Source organism: Latilactobacillus fuchuensis, from assembly GCF_900258455.1.
In the GTDB taxonomy this organism is placed as follows: domain Bacteria; phylum Bacillota; class Bacilli; order Lactobacillales; family Lactobacillaceae; genus Latilactobacillus; species Latilactobacillus fuchuensis.
On record NZ_LT984417.1, the window covers coordinates 1,050,813 to 1,072,502 of the forward strand.

A 21,690-nucleotide genomic window follows, 5' to 3' on the forward strand; every position below is an offset into this window, starting at 1 on the left:
AGGATTGAAGATTGAATGGCAGTTAAAGGAATTGTTTTTGATGTTGATGGGGTTTTGGTCAACAGTGAACCTTATTATTTTGAACAACGTTTAGCTTATTTAAACTCAATTGGCGTAACGTTATCACTTGAAGCGAATCGGCGCTTCATTGGCTCGAACATGAACGCGGTGCTAGCCCAGATTTTCCCACAAAAATCACTTGCTAAGCGCAACGAGATTAAAGCGGGTTATTCCGCCTTCAAAGCGGCGCATCCGATGCAATTTAAACCGATGCTGAATACGGACGCACCACTTTTATTACAACAGATTTGCACGGATTGCCAGATTGGTTTAGCTTCGGCGGGTGAACGTGTTGGTATCAACCGGATGTTAGCCGAAACTGCGTTAACGCCGTATTTTGAAACAATCATTAGTGGTGCTGAAACGGCCCACAATAAACCGGCGCCCGATGTTTATCTCGCAGCGCTGGCTGCCTTAAAAATCGCGCCAAATGAAGCGGTCGCGATTGAAGATTCAACATTAGGCATTGCTGCTGGGAAAGCCGCAGGGATGACCGTAATTGCGCTACAACCATTAGATCCTAATTACGAAATTGATCAAAGTGCGGCTGACTATCGGATTGGTTCGCTGTTAGAGGTCCCAACGTTACTTGCCCAATTAATGATTTAAAACATCAAAGGAGCATTGCTGAGCCCGACCTAAGGGGCTTTAGCAGTGCTCTTTTATTGTTTATTTTATGAAATGGGTCATTATTTTTTAGCAATAAATTAATAATGAGGCGGAAATGTCAACGGGATAATTGTTGGCCATACAATATAAAGATGGGCTAAATCGATAAATAATTGATGCATTATAATTAGTTCATCGGGTATAATAACTATGAATGTAAATAGGTGATACTCAAAAGTAATTATCTAAATACGGATATGATGGAGTTTTTAGAGATGAAAATATTAGGGACAAAATTAAAAGAAATTCGTAAAGCTAACGGCCTATCCCAAGCAGAATTAGCAGCGGGTATTTGTACGCAAGCAACGATTAGTTTGATTGAAAAAAAGGGCCAAGTCCCGAGTACCAAAATATTGCTCAGCATTTGTCAGCGCTTAGGCGTTCCTATGACGATGGTGATTGCAAATGAAACTGATGAGGTGCATGAATTACTCGACAAAGTACAAGGACTGCTATTTGATGGTGATTTTAAACAGGGCGAAATCGTGATTCAGGCGATTTCAATTCACGAATTAGTATCAGCGGACGATTATAAACGGTATTATTATTACCAAGGCCAATTAAAACTGTTGGCTGATCAAAAACCAGATGACGCGCTATTTTTCTTTAATCGTGCGTTCAATCAATATATTATCTCGCCCACGGATGTTTATGGGGTGTTATGTACAATTGGTATCAGTCGTTCGTATTTATTGAAGAATGCACCTGATCGTGCGCGGCTGTACGTCCAACAGGCTGTTGAAAGTCTGACGGGTATTGAGCTGACGGTTGCGGTGGACTTACAGTTAGAATTAACCATTTATGGCAGTTTGGCCGCTATTTATCACGAATTACATGAAGAAAAAACCGCTGCTAAATACGCGCACCAAGCAATTGACCGCGCGGTTGGCCAAAAAAGTTTGTACTTATTAGACTATCTTTATTTGATTTTAGGCCAGGCAGAACGCGTCGACAATCAACAACAAGCCCTAGCAGATTTAGCAACTGCCCAAACGCTAGCGACCGTTCGACAACATACGGGTATTTTAGAACAAGTTAAAAATCAGTTGCATAGTAGTATCGGTTAATGGTTATTAAATAAAATAAAACGAGCGCTTATCCGCAGTAGTAGGGATAAGCGCTCGTTTTATTGTCGTTATTTTTAAGCCGATTAGTGATTAGTCCTGACCGATGGTGCTCTTTTTCTTAGCAAGAGCTGGTTTGTTGGCCAAATCAGTTCTAACGACTAGTACGTCGCAAACGGCAGTCCGAGTCACGTATTCAGTGACTGAACCAATCAATAGCCGTTCAACGGCGTTTAAACCGGTCGCACCAATCATGATTAAATCAATCTTTTTCTTTTCTGGAATTTCTTTGGCAATTAAGCTCTTAGGTGCACCATATTCAATGCTGAAATCAACGTCTTTTAAGCCTAAATCATTGGCAGTGACGATGTATTCATTCATTGTTTTCTTCGCAGTTTCGGTGACTTGTTCAACCATTGCAGAATCAAAACTCGAGATATTTTGGAAAGCCCGGGTGTCAATGACATGAATCAAATGCAAATGGCCTTCATTTCTAAGCGCAACTTCGACCGCTTTACGAAAAGCGAGTTCAGCTTCATAAGAACCATCAATTGCCACTAGAATGTGTTTGTATTGTTGTAACATATTCATCACCTCATTTAGTTTTACAACCTTATTGTACGCTATCCAGCGGGTAAATGTAAAAAGAAAAGGCTTTTATAGGCTAGTGGCGAAGCAAATACCGACAAAACCAGCGATTAGACTAGCGATAATCACGGTAATCAAGGTCCAAATTACTGGTAGCAACAGTAAAATTAACAGACCACAGACGGCCGTAATGATCAATAAAATACCGGCAATCAAGAGTACGTGGCCGAGTCGCGTATTTTCGGTTAAATCAAAAATCATGAATTGCTGATTATGATAACGATAGAGTACCAATCCGAGTAGGGCGATAATGATGAGAAAAATAACGATAACAGTTTGAATCAAAGGTCAATCCTCCTAAATTTAATCCAACAAAAAGGGCCAACGAAAACGTTGACCCTAACAAAGTCGTTGGACTTTGAGAAATCTAATAGTGCCGTAAATGCTTCCCGATAGTTGAGCCCGCGAAAGGTGCAGGTGGGTCAGATTATTATTAACACTGGTTCCTTCGTGAAGAAGTATACACTAGTTAATAACTCATCCGTCCCATTAACGAATTACTTGATCGGTCAACCTAAGGTGGGAAGACGCGAACACCCTAGAAATCTTATATTCATAGTAGCATGATTAGGAATGTGATGCAAACGATTTGTAACCGGTGTCTTAAGAACGCTTGGCTTGGCGTAACCGGATTAATTGTTGTTTTAAGACTTGTTCATATTTACCAGTTTCTTTAGCCTCGTAATAATGCGCGTTGGCCAGTTTAGTGGGTAAGTAATCTTGGGCGACCCAATCGTTGGGATAATCGTGCGGAAATTTATAGTCAACGCCGCGCCCGAGTTTGTCAGCCCCAACGTAATGCGCGTCTTTAAGGTGCGCGGGGACTTCGCCGGCTTTGCCAGCGCGAATATCGGCTAAAGCGTTATCGATTGCCGAAATCGCTGAATTCGATTTCGGCGATAGACATAAATCAATCACGGCGACTGCTAAAGGAATTCGAGCTTCCGGAAAACCGAGTTGTTTGGCAGCGGCAATCGCTTCAACCGTCCGAGCGCAGGCTTGCGGATTAGCGAGACCAACATCTTCGTAGGCCATCGTCATTAAACGGCGACTAATGGACGGTAAATCGCCGGCTTCAATTAACCGGCCCATATAATGCAAGGCCGCATCGACATCGCTCCCGCGGACCGACTTTTGGAAGGCGGAGATCACGTCGTAATGTGCGTCGCCATCTTTATCGTGGGTTAACGCTTTTTGTTGGACGCATTCTTCAATCACGTCGATATCGATTTGAATCACGCCATCAGCATCTTTAGGGGTTGAACGCACCGCCAATTCTAAAGCGTTGAGTGCACTGCGTAAATCGCCATTGGTGACGCGTGCTAAGTACTGTTCAGCGACTTCGCTGAGTGCGACTGGCTCATCACCTAGACCTTTTTCTTTATCCGTTAGTGCTCGTTGGAGTGCGACGTGGATGTCGGCTTCAGCTAAGGGTTTAACCTCGAAGATTTGCGCACGGCTCCGAATAGCGGGATTGATACTGATGTAGGGGTTCTCGGTGGTAGCGCCAATCAAAATAATGCGACCACTTTCAAGATGCGGCAGTAGAAAATCTTGTTTGGTTTTATCGAGCCGATGAATTTCATCGAGTAACAAGATGACAGTGCCGCTCATCTTGGCTTCTTCGGCGACAATTTGCAGGTCTTTTTTACTATCAGTCGCGGCGTTTAACATCCGAAAAGCGTATTGGGTACTGCCGGCAATCGCGCTGGCAATACTGGTTTTACCCGTACCAGGCGGTCCGTATAGAATCATTGAAGAGAGTAGTTTGGCGTTGACCATGCGCCGAATAATTTTTTGGGGACCAACTAAATGAGTTTGTCCGACAATTTCATCAATATTAGTCGGTCGCATGCGGTAAGCAAGGGGTTGTTGCATGATGGTCCTCCTTAGGTTATTTTAATACTAGTATAACATGATAGTGAACTATCGTTTAAAAAATGGTGAAGCATGTGTATAATGATGGTACAACTCCGAGTAAAAAGAGGTCAGTGTCATGTCGAATCAACTTTTTGAAACTATTCAACAACTTAATCTAGCACCACTATTGAATCGTGGTGTTTTTGGAATCGAAAAAGAAGGTCAACGAATTGATGGTCAGGGTCATTTGAGTGCCTTGGCCCATCCTGATATTTTGGGCGACCGTCAATTTCATCCCTATATCGGCACTGATTTTGCCGAAACGCAGACGGAAATCGTCAGTGATCAGTTTGATAATACGATTGAGGTTGAACAGCAACTGTCCGCATTAGAGCAAGTGTTACAAGCGTCATTACCGGACTGCGATTATTTGTGGCCGTTGAGTATGCCACCAGTGCTTCCTGCTGATGAAACCCAGATTCCACTGGCTCATTTTACAAAAGACGTCCAGGATTATCGGGAATACCTCGCCAAACGTTACGGTCGCCGCTTACAAATGGTCTCCGGAATTCACTATAATTTTAGTTTAGATTCAACGTTATTAGCACGCTTGTATGGTGAATATTATCATGATCAATATGCGCAGTTGAGTGATTTTAGCGATGCACTTTATTTGCAACTCGCTCAAAATTATCAACAATACCGGTTTGTCCTGACTTACTTATTTGGGGCGAGCCCGATTGCAGAAGCCGGCTTTTTGAAGGCCGGTCAATCGGCACCGGATCATCCGGTTCGTAGTTTGCGAGCGAGCCAACTGTTTGGGTACACCAATCATACGGCCAAGATTGATTTTGAATCCGTATCGGCATATGTCACGTCGATGCAAACCGCGATTCAAGCGGGACAGTTGATTTCTGAACGTGAATTTTACGGTAGCGTCCGGTTGCGGAGCCATTCGTTGGCCTCGTTGGCGACTAACGGGATTGATTATCTCGAATTTAGAGGTTTTGATTTAAATCCGTACGCCATTACCGGTATGACCCAAAAACAACTTGATTTTCTCCATTTATTTTTCACCTATTTATTGGCGCTACCTAAGCAAGCGGGTACGCTCGGTGAACGATTACAACAAGGGCAAGCGGTCAACGAACAAATTGCGTTGGAAAATCCGAACCAACCGTCGAGTCAACAGACGATTCTCGTTCAAATTATGGCTGATTTGCATCAGTTTATTTTGGATTATCATTTCGAACCGCGATTCTTAGCGGCCTGGGACGTGATGAATCAGCAAGTGCTTGATTATCAGTTAACGACCAGTTATCAATTGGCGCAAGCGATTCAAGATCATTCATTAACGGCGTTTGGTCTCAAGCAAGCGCAGTCGATGAAACAGGCACTATTGGCTAAGCCCTATCAATTGCAGGGTTATACAGATATGGAATTATCAACGCAGATGTTGATGTTTGATGCGTTTCAAAAAGGGTTGCACGTGGCCGTCTTAGATCGTGCGGATCAGTTTGTTGAGTTAACCTATCAAAAACACCACGAATTGGTTAAAAATGGCAATATGACGAGCTTGGATCAATTAGTCAGTTTACCGTTAGTGGATAATAAGGTGGTCACTAAAATTCTGTTAGCGAATCACGGGATGCGGGTGCCCGCGGGGGCTGAGTATACCGATGTTGAAACGGCCGTTGCGGATTATCAAGTGGCGTTTGGTCAACGGGCGTTAGTGGTTAAACCGAAATCGAGCAATATGGGGGCTGGGATTACGACTTTTGTCACCCGACCAACCGAGGCTGATTTCAAACAAGCGTTCCAATTAGCGCAAGCTTACGATTCACGCGTATTGGTCGAAGAATATATTGCCGGTTCGGAATACCGTTTCTTGGTGATGAATCAAAAAGTCCAAGCCGTCCTCGAGCGCGTGCCGGCCAATGTTGTCGCTGATGGTCGGTTAACGATTGAACAGTTAGTCGCCAAGAAAAATGATAATCCGTTGCGCGGCGAGGAACACTTGACACCACTCCAGAATATTCGCTTAGGCGAACGGGAACAATTAATTTTGAAACAGCAGGGTTATCAAGTGACTGACATTCCGGCCCGTGGTAGTCAAATCTTCTTATTGCAAAATTCAAATATTTCTAACGGTGGTGATTCAGTTGATGTGACGGATGAGGTTGATCCAAGTTACTTTGCGATTGCGGAACAAGCCGCCAAGGTTCTGAATCTGAACATTGCCGGAATCGATATTATTATGCCTAATTTATACCAAGCGTATAATCCGGAACATCCGGAAATGGCGGTGGTACTGGAAGCTAATTACAATCCAGCGATGTTGATTCATTTGTTCCCGATGATGGGCAAGCGTCGGCGCGTGACTAAGAAAGTTTTGGAATTGCTATTTCCAGAAATGTAATTAAAAAACGTGCCAATTTCTCAATGAAATTGGCACGTTTTTTGATTAGTCGAATAATCTTTTAAAGAAACTATCTTTTTCAGGTTTTTCGACTGGTTTATTCGTGGTGGTTGTTGGATATTTAAGCTCGATCGCAATCGGGTCACAATTAATCGCATCGGCAGCGACGACCAACAGACCAAAGGCGGTCGGATCAGTGTGGGCCGTTTCGTTATTGACGAGAGTAAAGGGGATGCTTTTAGCGGAGAGGGCGGCTAAATAACCTGTCGCCGCTGAATTTTTACCGTTTAACAATACTTGATAGTCTTTAAACTCGGTCAAATGGCTTTCAAATAATTTTTGATAGTCAGCTTGGGCCAGTTGTTGATTGGTCATGCTGAGGAAAACGCGTTCCCGTAATGAACCGAGGTAGCGTCGGCGTTCATCGGGATTGGTTTGGGGCGTCCCATGCATGGCACTTTCTAAATGTTGTTGAAGTTGATCGTTGTCTGTCAAAAAGGTCACCTCATTTGTAAATTATGCTATATTATAACTATCAGTATAGCATGAGGAGGAATAAGATGTTTACTCAAACTGATTTTACGATTTTTAACGACGAAACGCTCAAGGGGCGTTTAGATAAAATATATACGCAATTGGATCCAAAGTTCGAGACGTTTGGGGCGCAATTGCAAACCGCATTTAAAGCGCAAACCGATTTAGACTTTAGTCTGCACATTGCCAAGCATTTACGCCGGTTTAAGAATCCGCCGATGAATACGTGGATGGCGCTTAGTGAAAGCTCACGAGGTTACAAGATGTTACCGCATTTTGAAGTCGGTTTTTGGGATGATCGGATTTTTGTTTGGTTTGCACTGATGGCCGAGATGCCGAACAAAACGGATTATGCGCCGATCTTAGCGCAAGAAACGGATCAGTTGTTAACTGAATTTACCGATTTTGATTTAAGTTACGATCACATGACTAAACAACAATTCCCGATGTCGACCGATAATTTGGCATTGATCAATACTAAGTTTGCCACGACCAAAAAAGGGGAGTGGTTACTGGGGAAAGTCTATTATCAAGATGATCCGTTGTTTGCCACGCCTGAAAAATTGATGGCTGATATTCAAACACGACTCTTAAAAATGGCTGATCTATACAAGCTGGTTAAATAAGCTCACAAAAAAAGCATCTCCCGTAAAGGAGATGCTTTTTTAGACAACCAATGAAACGGATTAAAGTTTCTTGTTGTAGAATTCAACGATAAGTGCTTCGTCGATTTCAGGTTCTAATTCTGAACGTTCTGGTAAACGAGTTAATGAACCTTTCAAAGTATCAGCATCGAAGCTAACGAATGAAGGACGACCAACAGTGCCTTCGATAGCGGCTTTGATGATCACAAGGTCTTTAGATTTTTCACGAATTGAAATTTCTTGACCAGGTTTAACTTCGTATGAAGGAATATCAACACGTTTGCCATCAACGGTAACGTGACCATGGTTAACTAATTGACGTGATTGAGCACGTGTGCTTGCTAAACCTAAACGGTAAACCAAGTTATCCAAACGTTGTTCAAGTAAGACCATCAAGTTAACACCATGCTTACCTTCGCGAATTTTACCAGCGCGAACGAATAAGTTTTGGAATTGACGTTCGTTTAAACCGTACATCATACGTAGCTTTTGTTTTTCGCGTAATTGCATACCGTATTCAGATACTTTACCGCGACGGTCATTACCGTGTTGGCCAGGGGCGTAAGGACGACGAGCAAGTTCTTTACCTGTACCTGAAAGTGAGATACCTAAACGACGAGAAAGTTTCCATTTGGGGCCTGTGTAACGTGACATAAATAAATCCTCCAATAAATGTTTTGGAGTAAAATAATCCGATGTAAACTTAGTAATCGTTCAGTTTGTTTAACAATCTTCGCCTTTGCAGCCGCAAGGTTACGCAATTGAACCAAAAAATATGGGCAAACAAACTGTTGACGGCTTTACCGTTTACTGCTGCATTATTTTACACAATGGCTAGTATAACGTATCAATTGGAAACTCGTCAAGCTTTTTACGGACGAGAACGCTTGTTTTTTATGAACTTATCGGCAATTTATGCTGAACCGGCACCGTATTCATGCTATAATCAAGAATAGCTTAATAGTATCGACTATATTTTAAAATTCAGTTAAATCGCAAAAGGGTGGGTCTTTGGATGTTTTTCATTCTGATTGGAATCGTAGTTATTGCGCTTATCTTATATATGAGCGTTATTTTATACCAGCGACACTTTGTGACACAAATTAAACAATTAGAAGAACGTAAGGGCGATTTAATGGCGTTGCCGATTCCAGAACGGTTGACGAAATTGCGGTCATTACACTTAACCGGTGAAAGTTTAGACACTTTTAAACGGTGGGAGAAACAATATAATGAATTAACGAATCATAATTTTGCGACGGTCGAAGGGTATCTATTTGATGCGGAAACGGCCAACACGAAATATCAATTCTTACAGGTTAATCGTGTTTTAAAACAATTACGGGCGTACTTAACGGAAACGGATCAAGATTTAGTGGACGTTCAAGATGCGCTTGAAAATTTATTGGCGAATGAGGCCGACACACGGCAACAGATTCAACGGTTACGTGAGAAGTACCAACAATTGCGTAAACGCTTGTTGACCAAGAGCTTCTCATTTGGGCCTGCGCTCGATCAACTAGAAGCAACGCTTGGTCGATTAGAAGTTGATTTTGATCGCGCCAATGAATTGACGACGGCCGGTGATCATTTAGGCGCCAAAGCGATTTTACAACAATTGATTACCGAAACGGATCAATTAGAGAATCGGATGGAACGCATCCCGAAACGCTACAATGAATTAGCTAATGAATTCCCAGAACAATTGGCCGAAATCGCTGAGATTGATCAAAGAATGCGTACGGAGCATTATAATTTTGTTGATGAACAAATTACGATTAAACAACAACAACTGGAAGATCAATCCGATAAGAGCTTATCATTGATGAGTCAGTTAGACATTGAAGCGGTTGAAGCCAATAACGCTGAGATTGCCCACGGTATCGATCAACTATATGACCAATTAGAAGCTGAAATGATGGCTAAGAAAACCGTCGATCAACAGATGCCAACGGTTTTAACGTTTGCCGAACATGCTAAGGAACAAAATCGCGAATTATTATTAGAACTGGATCATTTAAACCAAAGTTACGCCCTGACCCACGATGAGTTAACGACGACCAAGGATTTAAGCAATCAAATTAGCGAACAAACCGCGCTATTGACCGGTTTTCAAAAGCAGATTGGGGCGCATGAAGCCGTCTATTCAGCCATTGCCGAAGAATTAGTGGCGATTGAGACCCGTTTGACTAAGATTGAAGAACAACAACAAACCATTCATGATCAAGTGGCCGACTTACACGATGGTGAAAAAGTCGCCAACGATAATTTACGTCAATTTGAATTGGAATTGCGGAATACCAAACGGTCTGTTGAAAAATTAAATTTACCTGGTTTGAGACAAAGCTATTTAGACTTTTTCTTTGTCGTGTCAGATGAAATTAAAGCTTTAGATAACAGTTTGAACCAGATCAAAATTAATTTAGATGAAATCGCGAAACAATTGATTTTAGTACAAGAGGACTTAGATGAATTGAAACAAAAGACCAACGATTTGGTCGACAGCGCGCTCATGACGGAACAACTCTTGCAATACGCGAACCGTTATCGCCTTGATTTCCCTGAAATTCAAGTCGCTTGCGTTGAAACCCAAGCTATTTTTAATGATGACTATGATTATCAACGGGCGTTAGATACTTTAGCGACCGCGTTAGAAAAAGTGGATCCAGGGGCTTATACTAAAATCGAAAAAACTTATTTCCAACAAAAAGAAGTGTAGCCAATTTAGGTTAAAGACTAGAATTATTTCTAGTCTTTTTTGTATGAAGCTGTTAAGATTAATAACTAGCGTTTCAAATTCACTTTGTTATAATGAAAAACAAAAATACTAATTTTTAGTAAGAAGGATCGATATGATTTATTTTGACAATAGTGCCACGACACAGATTGCACCAGGCGCGTTAGAGACTTACCAAGCGGTTAGTCAGCAATTTTACGGCAATCCATCGAGTTTACACGCGATTGGTGAGAAAGCCTTCCATATACTGGAACAATCACGTCAACAGATTGCCACTTTATTAGGGGTTCAATCAGACGAGATTTTTTTCACTAGCGGTGGGACTGAAGGCGACAACTGGGTGCTCAAAGGGACTGCGATTGAGAAGCAGGCTTTCGGTAAACATTTGATTACGACTAGGGTTGAACATCCGGCCATCATTAAATCGATGCAACAACTGGAAAAACTGGGCTTTGAAGTCACTTATTTGCCCGTTGATAAAATGGGCCGGATTAACCCGGCTGATTTGAAAGTCGCGATTCGCAAGGATACGATTTTGGTGTCCATCATGGCGGTCAATAATGAAATTGGCAGTCGCCAACCATTAGATGAAGTTGCGACGATTCTAGCGGATTATCCTAACATTCATTTTCACGTCGATGCCGTTCAAGGGATTGGCAAAGGGATGCAATCGTCGATTTTTAACGAACGCGTTGATTTTGTGACGTTATCCGGGCACAAGTTCCACGCCCCCCGCGGGATTGGTATCTTGTATAAGAAACGCGGCCGGCACATCGCGCCACTCTTAACCGGTGGCGGACAAGAACATGATTTGCGTTCTGGTACCGAAAATGTCCCAGCGATTGCGGCGATGGCCAAAGCCTTGCGGTTATTGTTAACCGATGAAGCAAACAAGGTTCAACAACAAAACGCCATTCGGCAACGGTTGTACGACCATATCAGTCAAGCCAATCAAACCGTGATGTTTTCACAAATGACGCCAGAGTTTGCCCCCCACGTACTGTGTTTTGCGATTAAAGGGGTGCGCGGTGAAACCATCGTTCACGCTTTTGAAGAAGATGCTATTTACATTTCAACGACCAGCGCTTGTTCCTCTAAAAAGGGCACGGAATCTAGTACGCTTAAAGCGATGAATATCAATGAAAAAATTGCGACCAGCGCAGTCCGCATTTCATTGGACGAACATAACACGTTGGCTGAAGCCGACGCTTTTATTCAATCGTTTGACCGAATCAATGACCGTTTTAGAAAAATTAATTCATAAACCACAAGATTAAGGGAGACCAACATGCAATATACTGAAATTATGGTTCGCTACGGCGAATTATCAACTAAGGGTAAGAACCGCAACGACTTTATCGGTCGTTTAAACGGGAATGTGACTAAGGCGTTACATGAGTACACCAACCTCCGTATTCATCCGAAACGTGACCGGATGCACATCGTCTTGAATGGCGACGATGCGGATGGCGTGATTGAACGGTTACGCCACGTTTTCGGGATTCAAAATTTCTCACCTAGTATTCAAGTTGAACGAGACATGGACGCGGTTAAAGCGACCGCTTTGGCGATGATGCAAGAAATTAGTCAACCTGGAATGTCCTTTAAAGTCAACACACGTCGATCAGACCACAAATTCTTTTTAGATACGAATGAAATGAACCGTGAATTAGGTGGTTATTTATCAGATGAATTGCCTGAATTAGAAGTTCAAATGAAAAAACCAGACATCACGTTCCGCGTTGAAGTGCGCCAAGATGCGATTTATTTGACGAGCCAAGTGATTCAAGGGGCCGGTGGTTTACCTGTCGGGACAGCTGGTAAAGGGATGTTGATGCTTTCTGGTGGGATTGATTCACCAGTTGCCGGTTATTTAGCCTTGAAACGGGGCGTTGATATCGAAATGGTCCATTTCTTCAGCCCGCCTTATACAAGTGATAATGCTTTAAATAAAGCCAAAGAACTATCCGCTAAACTGGTTCCTTACGTGGGCAGTATCAAGTTTATCGAAGTGCCATTTACTGAAATCCAAGAAGAAATCAAGCATTCTGTACCAGAAGGGTATTTAATGACCATTCAGCGCCGGATGATGTTGCGCTTAACGGATCGGGTTCGCGAAATGCGTAACGGTCTTGCGATTTTTAATGGCGAATCAGTTGGCCAAGTCGCTTCGCAAACGCTAGAAAGTATGCTAGCAATTAATGACGTCTCAACGACACCGATTATCCGGCCAGTCGCAACGATGGATAAAAATGAAATCATTGCTGTTGCGAAGGATATCGACACGTACGAATTATCAATCATGCCATTTGAAGATTGCTGTACAATTTTTGCACCACCCGCACCAAAGACGCGTCCACGTTTAGATAAAACGCGTTTCTACGAAAAGAATATCGACGTTGAAGCGTTACTAGAACGCTCATTAGCTGGCATCAAGGTCACGGAAATTAAAGCCGGCGACCAATTCTTAAACCAAGACGAAGAAATTATTTCGGAATTACTATAGTCCCCATATTAAAAGCCTGTTGATTGGGCTTTTTTTATTTGGAGAGGTTATTATAGAGGGCGGTGGCTATGCAAGCAGCGTTTAGTTTTTACAGAAGATACAAAAAAGCGTCAAACAGCAACGGCTGTTTGACGCTTTAATTAATAACCCAACTTGATACCATCGCATTGAGCGAACAGTCTAACCGTTCTTTCCTTAAGCTAAATATTATCAGTTTGACAATTATGATGTTTTAGTTAGTTTTAGAAATCTCAATTTTAGAAAGAATTCAATGATTTATTCAGTATAACACAGAATAACTAAAAAAATTAATTTATCGGGGCAATAAAATAGCCCTATATTTAGGCAATATGCTACGCTTAACTTAAATCAATTAGGAGGCGATTAAGATGGCAGATAATTATCAACGAATATTGGTCGGATTGGATGGTTCAACGATTGCCCAACAAGCGTTTGAGGAAGCCGTGGCCGTGGCTAAACGGAACCGGGCAGCGCTGTTTATTGCGAGCATCGTGCCGGATAATGAATACGCTTCGGTGGCTGTCGGGGCATCGATGCAAATGATTGATGCAGAAACTGCGGAAGCTGAAAAACGGGTGCACGAAGCGACCCGTTATGCGGAAGAACACGGTGTGACTAAAGTGGTGCCGATTGTCCGAGTGGCTGATCCCCGTCGAGCGTTGGCCGAAACACTACCAGTCGATTACCATATTGATCTGATTATGCTGGGGATTACGGGCAAGGGTGTTATCCAACGACTATTAGTGGGTTCGGTTGCTCAGTATGTGAGTCGTCACGCAACGACCAATGTGATGTTGGTTAAACAACGGACGCTTCAAGAACCAGTCGCGACTGAAGAAAAGTAAGAATTAATGAAATAATTCACAAAAATGTAAGCGCTTATGCTATGATTAAGTAAATCAATTAGCAAAGTGAGGTTAACCCCATGAAGACGCCACGGTTAAATTTACCAGAAGCGGTTGCACGCAGAATTCCAATTTATTATCGGTACTTTAAATTACTGGATACGGATGGGATTGAACGGATTAAATCTGAACAACTAGCCAAACTGGTTTCGATTCCGTCGGCCACGATTCGGCGGGACTTTTCCTATTTGGGGGATCTCGGTCGCAGTGGCTACGGTTATGAGGTGAGTTATCTCATCAAGATTTTCTCAGAAGTCTTAAAGACGGATATCACGACTAAAATCGCGGTCGTCGGGGTCGGTAATTTAGGGCGGGCCTTAATCGAACATAATTTTAAACGTAATCCCAATTTAGTGATTAGTTGTGCGTTTGATCAACAACCGGCCTTAATCGGGCAAACGCTGAACACGGTCCCCGTTTATGCGAGTCAAGAGTTAGCAATGCAAGTTCAAACCCGCCAAATCACGACGGCGATTTTGACGGTGCCGAGTGAGGTCGCCCAGCAAGTCGCGGAGACATTGGTGGCAGCTGGTGTGACGTCCATTCTGAATTTTGCCCCAGCACGCTTGCAATTGCCACACCACATCAATGTCCGTTATTTAGATTTAACGGCTGAATTACAAACGTTGTTATTATTTGAAGAATGAGAGTTGACCTTTCATGGATTCTCAGCTAAACTATTAACAACGCGTTGAACAAGAGCGATTAGTAGGAACTCGTCCAGAGAGAAGAAGGTTTGCTGCAACTTCTTCCGAGGCACTACTAAGCGGTAGCTTGTGAGCTGTCATCTTGAATCTTAGTAGGGATGACCGGACAAACCGTCCGTTAACAAGTCATGAGTTGGAGGCCTTAGTGTCTCAATTTAGGTGGTACCGCGAAAAGCATTCGTCCTATTGTGATGAATGCTTTTTTGTTGTCATAAAACGCAATTATATCAAAGGAGTTCAAGCTGATGACAAATCAAAAAGAGATGTCGACTAAATACGATCCTAATCGGGTCGAAGCCGGCCGTTACCAAGAATGGCTAAAGGCAGATGCCTTTAAACCCAATGCTAATCCGGATGCCAAACCCTATTCAATCGTTATTCCCCCACCCAATGTGACGGGGAAACTACATTTAGGCCACGCCTGGGATACCACTTTACAGGATATGTTAATCCGTCAAAAACGGATGCAAGGCTACGATGTTTTATGGTTACCAGGGATGGATCATGCGGGGATCGCCACTCAAGCGAAAGTCGAAGCGAAATTAGCTGAAGAAGGCATTTCACGTTATGATTTAGGTCGTGAAAAATTTATCGACCAAGTTTGGGAATGGAAAGATGAATATGCCGCAACGATTCATGATCAATGGGCTAAGTTAGGCTTATCATTAGACTATTCACGGGAACGTTTTACGTTAGATGACGGTTTATCAGATGCCGTTCGGAAGGTTTTTGTGAAGCTCTACAATAAAGGGCTCATTTACCGTGGCGAATACATCATCAACTGGGATCCGAAAGCGCGGACGGCCTTGTCAGATATCGAAGTCTTGCATCAAGATGACGAAGGGGCGTTCTATCACGTTCGTTACCCACTATCTGATGGTTCTGGCGATATCGAAATTGCCACCACTCGTCCGGAAACGTTACCAGGTGATACAGCGATTGCCGTTCATCCCGATGATCCGCGTTACAAGGATTTAATCGGTAAAACAGCGATTTTACCTTTGATGGATCGAGAAATTCCAATTATTGCGGACCACTATGTCACGCAAGATTTCGGAACGGGTGCGGTTAAAATCACACCGGCTCACGACCCTAACGATTTTGAAGTTGGTAATCGTCATGATTTACCACGGATTAACATCATGAACGAAGACGCTAGTATGAATGAAAATGCTGGTAAATATAACGGGATGGACCGTTTCGAAGCCCGTAAAGCAATTGTTGCTGATTTAGACGCGGCCGGCTATTTATTGAAGGTTGATCCAATGACCCATAGTGTCGGTCATTCTGAAAGAACGGGTGTCCAAGTCGAAGCCCGCTTATCAACGCAATGGTTTGTTAAGATGCAACCGTTAGCTGAAATGGCGTTGAAGAACCAAGCAACCGATCAAAAGGTTAACTTTGTCCCTGAACGTTTTGAAGGCACCTTTACCCAATGGATGGAGAACGTGCATGACTGGGTCATTTCACGGCAACTATGGTGGGGCCATCAAATTCCGGCTTGGTATCACAAACAAACGGGTGAAATGTACGTTGGTGAAGAAGCACCCAAGGATATTGAAAACTGGACCCAAGATTCTGATGTGTTAGATACTTGGTTTAGTAGTGCCCTGTGGCCATTTTCAACGATGGGCTGGCCCGATACAGAAGCGCCTGATTTCAAGCGTTACTTCCCAACCAACACGTTGGTTACGGGTTACGATATCATTTTCTTCTGGGTCTCACGGATGATTTTCCAAAGTCTGGAATTTACGGAACAACGCCCATTTGAACACGTCCTAATTCACGGTTTAATTCGGGATGAACAAGGTCGTAAGATGAGTAAATCATTGGGCAACGGGATTGATCCGATGGAAGTCATCGAAAAATACGGTGCGGATGCGCTTCGTTGGTTCTTGACGAGTGGTTCAACACCTGGGCAAGATACGCGTTTCAGTTATACGAAGATGGACGCGGCCTGGAACTTTATCAATAAGATTTGGAACGCGAGTCGGTTTGTCATCATGAATCTAGAAGACACACCGGCACCAACGCACATTCCAGAAGCCGCTAATTTAGATTTAACGGACAAGTGGATCTTAAACCAATTGAACCAAACGGTTGCTGAAGTCACTCGTTTATACGACAACTTCGAATTTGGTGAAGCTGATCGGACCTTGTACAACTTTATCTGGAACGATTTCTGTGACTGGTATATCGAAATGGCCAAAGAAGTGCTCTATGGTGAAGACCAAACAGCGATTGCCAACAAACGTTATAATTTGGCCTACGTCTTAGACCAAACGTTACGTTTATTGCACCCCGTCATGCCATTTGTGACGGAAGAAATTTGGCAAAGTATGCCGCATGATGGTGATTCAATCATGACCGCGACTTACCCAGAAGTGCATGCCGAATTAGTTGACGTTGAAGCCACGGAACAAATGAATGCGATTATTGATTTAATTCGCAGTGTTCGTAATATTCGTTCAGAAGCTAACGCGCCATTATCAAAACCAATTGACGTCTTAATCAACATTCAAGATGCAAAATTGACGGCGATTTTCAAAACGAATCAAGATTTCATCGAACGTTTTATTCATCCGAAGTCATTAGAAATTGCGGCTGGTTTAACAGCGCCCGCTTTGGCTAAGACAGCGATTATCAGTGGGGCGGAAGTTTATGTCCCATTGGCTGAATTAATCGACTTAGACGAAGAAATAACGCGCCTGAGCGGTGAATTGAAACGACTACAAGGTGAAATTAAACGTGCGCAAGGTAAATTGTCGAATAAAGGCTTTACTGATCGGGCCCCTGAAAAAGTGGTCCAAGAAGAACGTGACAAACAAGCTGATTATGAACAACAATATCAATCAACTGAAAAACGTTTAGCTGAATTAAAAGCAGCGCGCTAAGCACAATCGAAGAAGTCCCAAACCTTAATCGTGGTTTGGGACTTCTTTGTGTTATTCTAACTTTTTAATGGGGGTCAATCGTGTTCTATGCTAAAATGAAAGCAGTGCAATAAAGGAGAAACAAGTCATGACAGTTACGGATTACCAGTCGGCATTGGCGTATATCCATTCCCGACCACGATTACATAAAGAAGCTAATTTAAACCGAATTGGGGCCTTATTAGACGCATTGGGGTGCCCGCAAGAAGGCCAACAGTTCATTCACGTAACCGGGACTAACGGCAAAGGGTCGGTCGTTAAGATGGTCACTTGTTTGCTAGAAGCGACGGGGTTAAATGTCGGCCGGTTTACATCGCCGTTCATTACCCGATTTAACGAACGAATTGCCATCAATCAAACCCCGATTCCCGATGCGCAATTAGTCGCTGAAGTCCAAAAAATTGAACAACAAGTCTCACGGTTACAAGCGGCTGATCCGGAATTTGCGGTGACGGAATTTGAAACGATTACGGCCGTCATGTTTGACTATTTCAAACAACAAGCCGTTGATATCGCGGTGATTGAAGTTGGGATTGGTGGCTTATACGATTCAACGAACGTCCTAACGCCGCAGATTGCCGTGATTACCTCAGTTGGCTTAGATCATCAAAACTTATTGGGACCAACCTTAGGCGCGATTGCCACCCATAAAGCGGGGATTATTAAAGGCCACCACCCCGTTGTCATTGGCCGTTTACCAAGTGAAGCGCAAGCTGTGATTACGGAAACCGCCAAACGTTTAGCGAGTCCACTAGCCATCAATGGGGTCGATTTCGAAGCCCGCTTGACGAAGACCCTGCCAACTTGGGGTCAACAATTAATCTTTAGTAATCAAGCTAATCGACTACAACAATTACAAATCCCCTTAATGGGTGATTATCAGATTCAAAACGCGGCGGTTGCGTTACAAACCTATTTGACTTATTTAGCACAACAGCACCTGCCTGTCGACATTTTGACGATTAAACGGGGGTTGAAGCAAGCGACATGGCCCGGTCGCTTTGAAAAAATCAATGATGAACCGCTCATTATTCTGGACGGGGCGCATAATCCGGAAGGAATTGCGGAACTGGTTAAGACGATTCGCCACCAATTTAAAGGCCGTGATATTCGGTTGTTATTTGGCGCATTAGGCGATAAGAACTTGGCACAGATGTTACCACCGCTTAAAAAAGTGGCCAGCACCTTGTTATTGACGACGGTGCCGGACAATCCACGCGCCGCAACGCCAGAACAGTATGCGCAGGTCGATTCAGAAATTGCGATTGAACCAGATTGGCCGGTCGCCCTAACCCGTATATTGGCCGATATTTCAACCGATGACGTGTTGGTGATTACCGGTTCACTGTATTTAATCAGCGCCATTCGGAGCTATTTTAAAGGAGAGACAATTGATGACTAACGGGATTATTTTTGATATGGACGGCTTATTGGTCGATTCTGAAAAAGTGTACTACCAAGCAAATCGAATGGCCGCCCACACGATGGGTTTTGAATTAACGGCCGATGATCAACACGCGATTTTGGGGACAACCGATCAGTACATGCGTCAATATTTTGAAACGAAACTCGGTTCAACTGATAAGATGACCCAGTTTATTGCGTTATCTTACGCTAAGGTCGAAGAAGTCGTCCAAAATGACGGTGTTGCGATTAAACCTGGGTTGGTTGAATTATTGGACTACTGTGATGATCAAGGGATTGATCGGGTTATTGCGTCCAGTAATTTCAGAAACATGGTCGATGATTTTATGCAAAGCACCGGCCTAAGAACCCGGTTTGATCGGATTGTGACCGGGGATGAAGTGACCCACAGTAAACCCAACCCGGAAATCTTTTTGAAGGCGCTAGATCAATTGGCCTTGCCAGCCGCTAGAGCGTTGGTTTTAGAAGATTCACCCAATGGTGTGTTAGCGGCTAGCCGCGCGAATATTCCGGTGATCATGATTCCGGATATGGTGGCGCCAACTGCAATCACGAACCAACAAACGCTCGCAACGGTGGCTAACTTAGCAGAAGTGATTCCGTTCCTCAAAAAATAATCAACTTCTCACGTATGATTGAGAGAAGGACTAAAAGCAGTTCAGCTGAACTGCTTTTTTTGATGGGGAGGTAACGATGTTTAAACCACGGGAACAACTCATGCAACACGGCGCTGCTAGTCTAACGGATGAACAATTGGCCGCTGTGATATTACGCGTTGGCAATCAACAAGCAACGGTCCAAGAAGTGGCGCAATCGCTGTTAAAACAATATCCTGATTTTCGCGATTTAGAACAAGCCAGTTTAACAGAATTAGTGCGTTTGACCGGGATTGGTCCGGTTAAGGCGATGGAACTTCAAGCAATCTGTGAACTGAGTCATCGATTGCAAATGCAACGAACGATTCGCTTTGGCGTGATTGCTTCGAGTCAGATGGTCGGTCAGCGAATGATTGATTTATTGGCGGGCGAAACGCAAGAACAGCTATTAGTGGTGTTATTGGATGTTAAAAACCAGGTGATTCAAATTAAACAAATTTATATCGGGACCTTAAATAGTTCGGTGGCCCATCCGCGTGAAATTTTTAAATTAGCGGTGCAGTATTCGGCCGCCAAATTTATTTTGGTGCACAATCATCCGAGTGGCCAATTAACGCCTTCAACTCAGGATATCGCCTTTACGAAACGGGTGACAGGTTGCGGTGAGTTAATGGGGATTACTTGTTTGGACCATCTGATTATCGGTAGCCAGCACTATTTAAGTTTGCGTGAAGAGGGCTATTTAACCGATTAAGGCGTTTAAATTTTGGTTAAGAATCTTTTAATTTTGGTATAGAGATGAAAATAATCATGAAAATCCGTTAACATGTAGTTACATTGCGTTTTTTATTATGAAAAATTATGATATAATGCCAATGACTATAAAAACGTTTGGTTATCGAAGGAGAGAAAAATAGTGTTCGGATTAGGGACTAAAAACATCGGTATTGACTTAGGTACCGCAAATACGCTCGTATACATGGACGGTAAAGATATCGTCTTAAGAGAACCCTCTGTTGTCGCTAAAAATACACAGACCGGTGACGTCATTGCCGTTGGTTCTGAAGCACGTGACATGATTGGCCGGACACCTGGCAATATTGTTGCGATTCGCCCCATGAAAGATGGCGTGATTGCTGATTATGATACAACTGCAGCGATGCTTAAATATTTCATCGAAAAATCATTAGGTCGTTCATCTGGCAAACCATTTGTAATCGTCTGCGTCCCTAGTGGTGTCACAGAAGTAGAAAAACGGGCCGTTATCGACGCAACTAAAGTCGCTGGCGCTCGCGATGCTTATGTGATTGAAGAACCATTTGCCGCAGCAATTGGTGCCGGTCTTCCAGTGATGGATCCAACGGGTAGCATGGTTGTTGATATCGGTGGTGGGACAACTGACGTTGCGACGATTTCATTAGGTGGGATTGTTTCAAGTCGTTCAATCCGGATGGCCGGTGATAAATTAGATGATGCGATTATTTCATATATTCGTCAAAACAGTAATTTATTAATTGGTGAACGGACTGCTGAACAAATCAAATTCCAAATTGCTTCAGCATCACCTGAACGCGCTAAAGAAATCGAACCAATGAGTATTCGCGGTCGCGATTTAGTGACTGGTTTACCTAAGACGGTTGATATTCAAGCCGTTGATATTGCTGAAGCGATTAAAGAAGTCGTGACTGCGATTATCGAAGCCATCAAAGAAACCCTTGAAGAAACATCACCTGAAATTGCCGCTGACGTCATTGATCACGGGATTGTTTTAACGGGTGGTGGTGCTTTATTGAAACATTTACCAGAAGTTATTTCGGATGCCACTAAGGTTCCAGTATTCATCGCACAAGATCCATTGGATTGTGTTGCGGTCGGTACTGGTGAATCACTTAAGAACATCGATGTTATGAAAAAAAATTAAACAATCTTAAAAGTGGGACAAGAAGTGGTTAGTTTGTGGAA

At 43.1% G+C, this 21,690-nt stretch carries 19 protein-coding genes and 1 other annotated feature; of the genes, 14 read left to right on the plus strand and 5 right to left on the minus strand.

Annotated elements, in window-relative coordinates; all coding sequences use genetic code 11:
- Positions 1 to 15: 15 nt before the first annotated feature.
- Together LFUMFP_RS04975 and LFUMFP_RS04980 are read left to right on the plus strand one after the other, a co-directional pair.
- The gene (locus tag LFUMFP_RS04975; protein WP_025083654.1) at positions 16 to 669 is read left to right on the plus strand and encodes an HAD family hydrolase; all 654 of its coding nucleotides are present in this window, start codon (positions 16 to 18) and stop codon (positions 667 to 669) included.
- A 275-nt stretch (positions 670 to 944) separates the two neighbouring features.
- Positions 945 to 1,796 (plus strand): helix-turn-helix domain-containing protein, encoded by an 852-nt coding sequence (locus tag LFUMFP_RS04980; protein ID WP_025083653.1) that lies wholly within the window; start codon positions 945 to 947, stop codon positions 1,794 to 1,796.
- Between the two features lie 90 nt (positions 1,797 to 1,886).
- Here LFUMFP_RS04980 and LFUMFP_RS04985 read toward each other — a convergent pair whose 3' ends face one another.
- The 3 genes from LFUMFP_RS04985 to LFUMFP_RS04995 form a co-directional block, all read right to left on the minus strand.
- Positions 1,887 to 2,378, minus strand: coding sequence for a universal stress protein (locus LFUMFP_RS04985; RefSeq protein ID WP_025083652.1), 492 nt, complete (start codon positions 2,376 to 2,378; stop codon positions 1,887 to 1,889).
- Between the two features lie 72 nt (positions 2,379 to 2,450).
- On the minus strand, positions 2,451 to 2,726 hold the full coding sequence (locus LFUMFP_RS04990) for a hypothetical protein (RefSeq protein ID WP_106483184.1): 276 nt from the start codon (positions 2,724 to 2,726) through the stop codon (positions 2,451 to 2,453).
- A gap of 318 nt (positions 2,727 to 3,044) precedes the next feature.
- Positions 3,045 to 4,319, minus strand: coding sequence for a replication-associated recombination protein A (locus tag LFUMFP_RS04995; RefSeq protein ID WP_106483185.1), 1,275 nt, complete (start codon positions 4,317 to 4,319; stop codon positions 3,045 to 3,047).
- A 118-nt stretch (positions 4,320 to 4,437) separates the two neighbouring features.
- On the opposite strand from LFUMFP_RS04995, the gene gshAB reads away from it, so the two are divergent.
- Entirely contained in the window at positions 4,438 to 6,720 is a 2,283-nt protein-coding gene (gene gshAB / locus LFUMFP_RS05000; protein WP_106483186.1) for a bifunctional glutamate--cysteine ligase GshA/glutathione synthetase GshB, read from the plus strand.
- Between the two features lie 45 nt (positions 6,721 to 6,765).
- Here the strand turns inward: gshAB and LFUMFP_RS05005 are convergent, their stop codons facing one another.
- Positions 6,766 to 7,215, minus strand: a complete 450-nt coding sequence (locus tag LFUMFP_RS05005; protein ID WP_025083649.1) for a YueI family protein — start codon at positions 7,213 to 7,215, stop codon at positions 6,766 to 6,768.
- A 65-nt stretch (positions 7,216 to 7,280) separates the two neighbouring features.
- On the opposite strand from LFUMFP_RS05005, the gene LFUMFP_RS05010 reads away from it, so the two are divergent.
- Entirely contained in the window at positions 7,281 to 7,880 is a 600-nt protein-coding gene (locus tag LFUMFP_RS05010; protein WP_025083648.1) for a DUF1054 family protein, read from the plus strand.
- 60 nt (positions 7,881 to 7,940) lie between these two features.
- On the opposite strand, the gene rpsD is transcribed toward LFUMFP_RS05010, so the two are convergent.
- Positions 7,941 to 8,552, minus strand: a complete 612-nt coding sequence (rpsD, locus tag LFUMFP_RS05015) for a 30S ribosomal protein S4 (protein ID WP_056950019.1) — start codon at positions 8,550 to 8,552, stop codon at positions 7,941 to 7,943.
- Between the two features lie 361 nt (positions 8,553 to 8,913).
- Between rpsD and ezrA the strand changes: the two genes are divergently transcribed.
- The 10 genes from ezrA (at position 8,914) to LFUMFP_RS05065 (ending at position 21,649) form a co-directional block, all read left to right on the plus strand.
- Positions 8,914 to 10,617 (plus strand): septation ring formation regulator EzrA, encoded by a 1,704-nt coding sequence (gene ezrA / locus LFUMFP_RS05020; protein ID WP_025083646.1) that lies wholly within the window; start codon positions 8,914 to 8,916, stop codon positions 10,615 to 10,617.
- Positions 10,618 to 10,750: 133 nt separating this feature from the next.
- Positions 10,751 to 11,899: a cysteine desulfurase family protein gene (locus LFUMFP_RS05025; protein WP_025083645.1), complete on the plus strand. Its 1,149-nt coding sequence runs from the start codon at positions 10,751 to 10,753 to the stop codon at positions 11,897 to 11,899.
- A 24-nt stretch (positions 11,900 to 11,923) separates the two neighbouring features.
- Positions 11,924 to 13,141: a tRNA uracil 4-sulfurtransferase ThiI gene (gene thiI / locus LFUMFP_RS05030; RefSeq protein ID WP_025083644.1), complete on the plus strand. Its 1,218-nt coding sequence runs from the start codon at positions 11,924 to 11,926 to the stop codon at positions 13,139 to 13,141.
- Between the two features lie 389 nt (positions 13,142 to 13,530).
- Entirely contained in the window at positions 13,531 to 14,007 is a 477-nt protein-coding gene (locus LFUMFP_RS05035; RefSeq protein WP_025083643.1) for a universal stress protein, read from the plus strand.
- Between the two features lie 80 nt (positions 14,008 to 14,087).
- Positions 14,088 to 14,714 carry a redox-sensing transcriptional repressor Rex gene (locus tag LFUMFP_RS05040; protein ID WP_025083642.1) on the plus strand — a complete coding sequence of 209 codons (627 nt, stop codon included), beginning with the start codon at positions 14,088 to 14,090 and terminating at the stop codon, positions 14,712 to 14,714.
- Positions 14,715 to 14,749: 35 nt separating this feature from the next.
- Positions 14,750 to 14,963, plus strand: a binding site (T-box leader).
- 56 nt (positions 14,964 to 15,019) lie between these two features.
- Positions 15,020 to 17,668, plus strand: coding sequence for a valine--tRNA ligase (locus LFUMFP_RS05045; protein WP_106483187.1), 2,649 nt, complete (start codon positions 15,020 to 15,022; stop codon positions 17,666 to 17,668).
- 127 nt (positions 17,669 to 17,795) lie between these two features.
- Positions 17,796 to 19,109: a bifunctional folylpolyglutamate synthase/dihydrofolate synthase gene (locus LFUMFP_RS05050; protein WP_106483188.1), complete on the plus strand. Its 1,314-nt coding sequence runs from the start codon at positions 17,796 to 17,798 to the stop codon at positions 19,107 to 19,109.
- Complete coding sequence (locus LFUMFP_RS05055; RefSeq protein ID WP_106483189.1) at positions 19,102 to 19,749, plus strand: HAD family hydrolase; 648 nt, start codon at positions 19,102 to 19,104, stop codon at positions 19,747 to 19,749. Before LFUMFP_RS05050 ends, LFUMFP_RS05055 begins: the two co-directional genes overlap by 8 nt.
- Before the next feature lie 76 nt (positions 19,750 to 19,825).
- Positions 19,826 to 20,482, plus strand: a complete 657-nt coding sequence (gene radC, locus LFUMFP_RS05060) for a RadC family protein (RefSeq protein ID WP_106483190.1) — start codon at positions 19,826 to 19,828, stop codon at positions 20,480 to 20,482.
- 162 nt (positions 20,483 to 20,644) lie between these two features.
- The gene (locus LFUMFP_RS05065; protein WP_106483191.1) at positions 20,645 to 21,649 is read left to right on the plus strand and encodes a rod shape-determining protein; all 1,005 of its coding nucleotides are present in this window, start codon (positions 20,645 to 20,647) and stop codon (positions 21,647 to 21,649) included.
- Positions 21,650 to 21,690: the final 41 nt, after the last annotated feature.